The organism is Pseudomonas poae (genome assembly GCF_001439785.1).
Taxonomy (GTDB): domain Bacteria; phylum Pseudomonadota; class Gammaproteobacteria; order Pseudomonadales; family Pseudomonadaceae; genus Aquipseudomonas; species Aquipseudomonas poae.
The window spans coordinates 1-4452 of record NZ_JYLI01000043.1 but is presented as its reverse complement, the minus strand read 5'-3'; the positions used below and the strand labels follow the sequence as shown (position 1 = coordinate 4452).

Sequence of the window (4452 nt, the reverse complement as noted above, 5' to 3'; positions counted from 1 at the left end):
GGCACGAGGGTCGTATTGCGGTGCAAACCAGTGATACGCGTTGGTGCTCGGACGGCTTTGAGTTCCGCTGTGAGGACGGCGCCAAACTGAGCGTGACCTTCGCCCTGGATTGCTGTGACCGCGAAGCCATCGGCTGGGTCGCGAGTCCGACCGGGTACAGCGGCGATGACATCCGCGACTTGATGCTGGAGAGCGTAGAGAAACGCTTCGGTGATCAACTGCCTGCAACGCCGGTTCAATGGCTAAGCGACAACGGCTCGGCGTACACCGCCGAACAGACACGCCTGTTTGCTCGACAGATCGGTTTGCAGCCGGTGACCACCCCGGTGCGCAGCCCGCAGAGCAACGGCATGGCCGAGAGCTTCGTGAAGACGATCAAACGTGACTACGTTGCGCACATGCCCAAGCCGGATCGAGAAACGGCGCTGCGCAACCTGGCAATTGCCTTCGAGCATTACAACGAGCAGCATCCGCACAGCGCCTTGAACTATCGCTCACCGAGGGAGTTCAGGCGCTTGGCAGCAGCATCAATTTGACGGGGAGTTGGTGTCCGGTTTTGTAGGGGCAAGTCCAGATTCAGACTTAAATGTGATGGGGAAAGAAATCCGTTTCGCTTCATCTGAGGCTTCATCCCAGGAGGGTTTAACAATTCCTCCCCAGAACGAGACAGCTGTGCCGTCATTGAGGAACAGCGTGGGTTGTCGATGGCCAATATGTTCAACCAGACTCCAGTGCACGTACCCCAGATAACGAGTGCCATCGGCATCGCAAAATTCGGCTCGCACGATCATCGCCAAGCCTACTTCCTCAACACAAGGTCGGACTGTGCATTCATCCTCAACGGACTCGTCCATCGGAAAGCACCATACCCCAACATCGTGCAGATCGTTTTCTGTCAGTTCCCAAATCTGCTTGTCGCGCACCTCACGCCTCCTTGTACGTTGATTAAGATCCTGCACAGTGCAGGGTGCCAGCTTTGTCCTTCAACAAGCTAAATAGGTCAGGGCTGTTGTTTTAGTCTAAGCGTTCGGCTTGAAGCGGGCGCTAGGGCTACAACTGATTGTGCCGTTTTGACCGTACGTACTTAGCCGAAAGGTTGCTGAACGTCCGCCATGGGTCGAAAGTCGTCAATCGCGAAGCGCAGCTATTGGCCGGGAGCTGCGGTACGCAACTGAAAGCTTCCGGCCCAAAAAAGCGGCTCCGAATCGCCGAATGAAGGCTAAGAAACCTGATCACCTATCACTATGATGGGTGCTCCGAGCCACCATTTGCACCTACTTTATAAAAAGGGACGAGTTGATTTCCTAACTCTACTTGCCAGCCCAGAGTGTGTAAAAGCGCGTCGGCAAACTCTTAAAGCGGGAAGAAATTCGACGAGTTCATTGCCCCAGCTTTAAACATCCGGTTCTGGCCGATTACTGCCCGCTACGACAGGCAGAAATCGGCCAATAGCGGAAAGTTGGTGACCAGAAAAGTCGAAAGAGGAACGAGCCACCGAGACTGCGGCGACTACGCCCTATCTATTCGTCCGGAGTAGCAACCCTGCTTGGCATTGTGAACGTGAATGTAACTAACCCCTGGATCAGCAAACATCCGAGTAACAACAGGTTCTATCGCTATTCCATCTACGACGTCGGCATTGAGCATCATCCCATCATCAGTGAATGCACGAAGTGATAGCAGACGGATTCGCATAGACTCGGGTATCTGATCGACTGCGTCATAAGCTTGCGTAGCCCACTCCCTTATGAAGATCGCATGTGAGGCACGGTATGGCGTCTCGGCTGGCTGAGAGAGATGGTTGAGTAAAAGCACACTCTGACCTAGCTCTGCATCCTTTATTTCGATACGGTCAGGAAAGCCTGGGTTGCTGTCGACCATGTAACGCTTTATCCCGAGAGATGCTAGCTCTTGGTCGGGCAATCCAAACAGTGACTGGAATGGCTCGGGGGAAAGGCCAGTTATACGAAACGCCATGGTTAAACTCCTATTAGTTGGAGTCGTATCAGGCTGGAATTCGTCCAGCACTTACTATCCGTTTCTTGCTGCCTTATTCAAGCTGACCGAGACCGACTGCTTAGGGTCGAAAGCGCGCAGTCGTATGCAAACGCAGACATGCCCTTTCGAGCAGTCAAATTGAGTTGAACAGACCGAGATATGAAATGGTTGCGGTGCTCTCCGGTAAGCGCACCAGCGGCTCTACATCGGTAGTGGTCGAACGTCGGTCGCCCCAGATGGCATTCGAAACCAGCCTCTTCAAGGGCGGCTTTCGCGAGCCGAGCCGCCGGGGGGTCTCGGCCCTTCGGGCATTCATCCTTCACACCTACGGGCTTAGGCATGCGCGCACCGCTTGCGATGGAACGCGCCAGTCATCGTTAATCTGTAACCTGCGGGCAAGGGTTAAAAACCTCGGTTACGTCGAGTGTTGTATGCCACGGGATGGCAGTGCCTGACACCATTCCGCCTACGGTTTGCTTTCGACCCGACTTGCGCACATATCCGCCATCCGTCCCAGTGAAGACGTGCTGCCCTGGCTTCGTCAGATAATCAAAGAAACTGACTTTCACAGGCACGTTCATTTGCCCACCCGGCGTAATGACGGCGAGCATGATCGCTCGGTCTTTGGTGAATACAACGAACGGTTCGACTCCAGTGCGACCACCAACTGTCTTCACGCACTGCACTTGTTCTGGGAGGATGCGTGCGGTTTCAGTGTAGGTGTGGTTGTTGTAGAGGCTGAGGATCAGGCCTTTGCTGGTCAACACTCCCAGGCCCTGAGTGGCCCTGCAGCTGCCTTCGCTTCCATATGGGAACAAGCACCAGTTAGTTTCCGATACGGCTTGAATATCCGATGGTGCAATTTTCAGATCGCGCTGGATTTGGGCTTTTGATTCCGGCGTGTCGTAAGGGATCATGACGCATCCGCCGACTGTCACTGCTGCGATGAGGCCTATGGCCGCAGCTACGTTTTGAACTGATGATTTGAAGGTGTTCATTGTTCGCTCTCCTTGCTGTATTACCACCACTGGAAGGCTGTGGCGATTTTGGTAGCGAACCTTACGGCATGGGCGGCAAGCAGTCATCCTCGTGCTGATAGCTGGATCGGTAGATGACTTGACTGGACGCTTACCTATTTCTGGCCGATTGCTGCACCCTGGCAGAATCGTACGCAATACCTTGCTTAAACAGCCAGCAACTCAACGCTCGAGCCTGTCGTCACTCTCCTCCGACATTTTGGTATTCGCTTTCATAGCAGATAGCGTCGGCTTGGCAGCAGCGATGACAAGGCGCCATTGAGGGAGCGCAATTGCCGCATCGTCGTGCTCTATCGGGTTAGGTGTCGCTTCGCAAAAATCCTCAATGGCGGCACTCACGTTTAGCAAAAATTCGCTCTCGGCTGGGGTGAAACCTTGAGTGGTGAAATACCCCTTGGAAGACAAAGGTGGCACCCAGTCCTCCCATGAATTGATTAGCTCATTCATACCGAACCGAGGTGGCTCGTTTTCGCATTCAATCAGCCACTCTAGTAGCTCGACAATTCGATTTCGTATTCGTGGGTAGACGAGCTGTCTGGTCATAATTTCACGCCTAGTTGAATCGTCACTTTGCCCAAAATGAGGACAAATTTTAGCCTTACTGCAGTGCCCGCCCCTGGTCGAAAACATGCCTAACCTATGAGGCCGTCAGCTCAGTTGAACAAGCCGAGATATGTGATGGTTGCAGTGCTCTCCGGCAAGCGCACCAGCGTTTCTACTTGGGTAGAAGTCGAACGACGGTCACCCCAGATGGCATTCGACCCCACCAGAATAAAATGGGTAAATTCTGTTGCCTTGGAGCTGAACAGCGCTCTCTCAGAGGGGCTGCGGATTTGCGCTATGACGTCTTCTGTGGTGCCGATAAGCTCAACGAAGTCTGAATCCATATAGAACCCAAGTTCTTCCGCTAGTCGCCAGGTTGGATTGCGCTCTTCCCATGAAACGTACTCGGCTTCGCTCGCGCTTTCAGGGGGCTCCGGCTCCCACTGTTCACACACGAATTTCTTCGCCTCAGCTTCAGTGGCGAAGTTGGCGCCAAAAAGATGAAAGGGCCAGCAGCCATCACGCATGACACGATCTCAGTTGTTGATGAGTCCTCAGGATCGTACCTGATTAAAGGTGTAGGAGCAGCTTGTCAGGGACAACTGACGGGGACATACGCGCACAATTCCACCTCATTGCTGTGACAAGCTCAAAGCTGCCAGTCCGTCCAAGCTGGATGTACGCCGTCCTTCAAGCGTCCAGGATTAGTGAGCCGACGCGTAGGGTGATACCGCTGTAAATGTCCGGCTGTAGTGGTCAACTAATCCCGGACACGACGTTAAGTTTTTCCTCGGCCCGCGCTGGGGCCAACCCATCGTTGAATTGATGAGGCCTAATCCAGTTATAGCGATGCATCAAAAAATGGCTGATATCG

Annotated in this window: 6 protein-coding genes; 1 reads left to right on the top strand and 5 read right to left on the bottom strand. The window is 53.6% G+C overall.

What is annotated here, in order from left to right; translation table 11 throughout:
- Positions 1–536 (top strand): integrase core domain-containing protein (locus TU75_RS26015; protein ID WP_156422780.1); only part of this gene is annotated, 536 nt, incomplete at its 5' end.
- Here TU75_RS26015 and TU75_RS27580 read toward each other — a convergent pair.
- The 5 genes from TU75_RS27580 to TU75_RS25995 all read right to left on the bottom strand — a co-directional run bounded on the left by TU75_RS27580 (position 528) and on the right by TU75_RS25995 (position 4105).
- A complete protein-coding gene (locus TU75_RS27580; protein WP_141719147.1) occupies positions 528–923 on the bottom strand; it encodes a hypothetical protein in 396 nt (131 codons plus the stop codon). The two genes, TU75_RS26015 and TU75_RS27580, sit on opposite strands and share 9 nt — an antisense overlap.
- A gap of 586 nt (positions 924–1509) precedes the next feature.
- Complete coding sequence (locus TU75_RS26010; RefSeq protein ID WP_003192632.1) at positions 1510–1977, bottom strand: DUF1203 domain-containing protein; 468 nt, start codon at positions 1975–1977, stop codon at positions 1510–1512.
- Between the two features lie 398 nt (positions 1978–2375).
- Positions 2376–2996, bottom strand: a complete 621-nt coding sequence (locus tag TU75_RS26005; RefSeq protein ID WP_048402005.1) for a hypothetical protein — start codon at positions 2994–2996, stop codon at positions 2376–2378.
- 201 nt (positions 2997–3197) lie between these two features.
- Positions 3198–3578: a hypothetical protein gene (locus TU75_RS26000; protein ID WP_060550533.1), complete on the bottom strand. Its 381-nt coding sequence runs from the start codon at positions 3576–3578 to the stop codon at positions 3198–3200.
- A 110-nt stretch (positions 3579–3688) separates the two neighbouring features.
- The gene (locus TU75_RS25995; RefSeq protein WP_060550532.1) at positions 3689–4105 is read right to left on the bottom strand and encodes a hypothetical protein; all 417 of its coding nucleotides are present in this window, start codon (positions 4103–4105) and stop codon (positions 3689–3691) included.
- Positions 4106–4452: the final 347 nt, after the last annotated feature.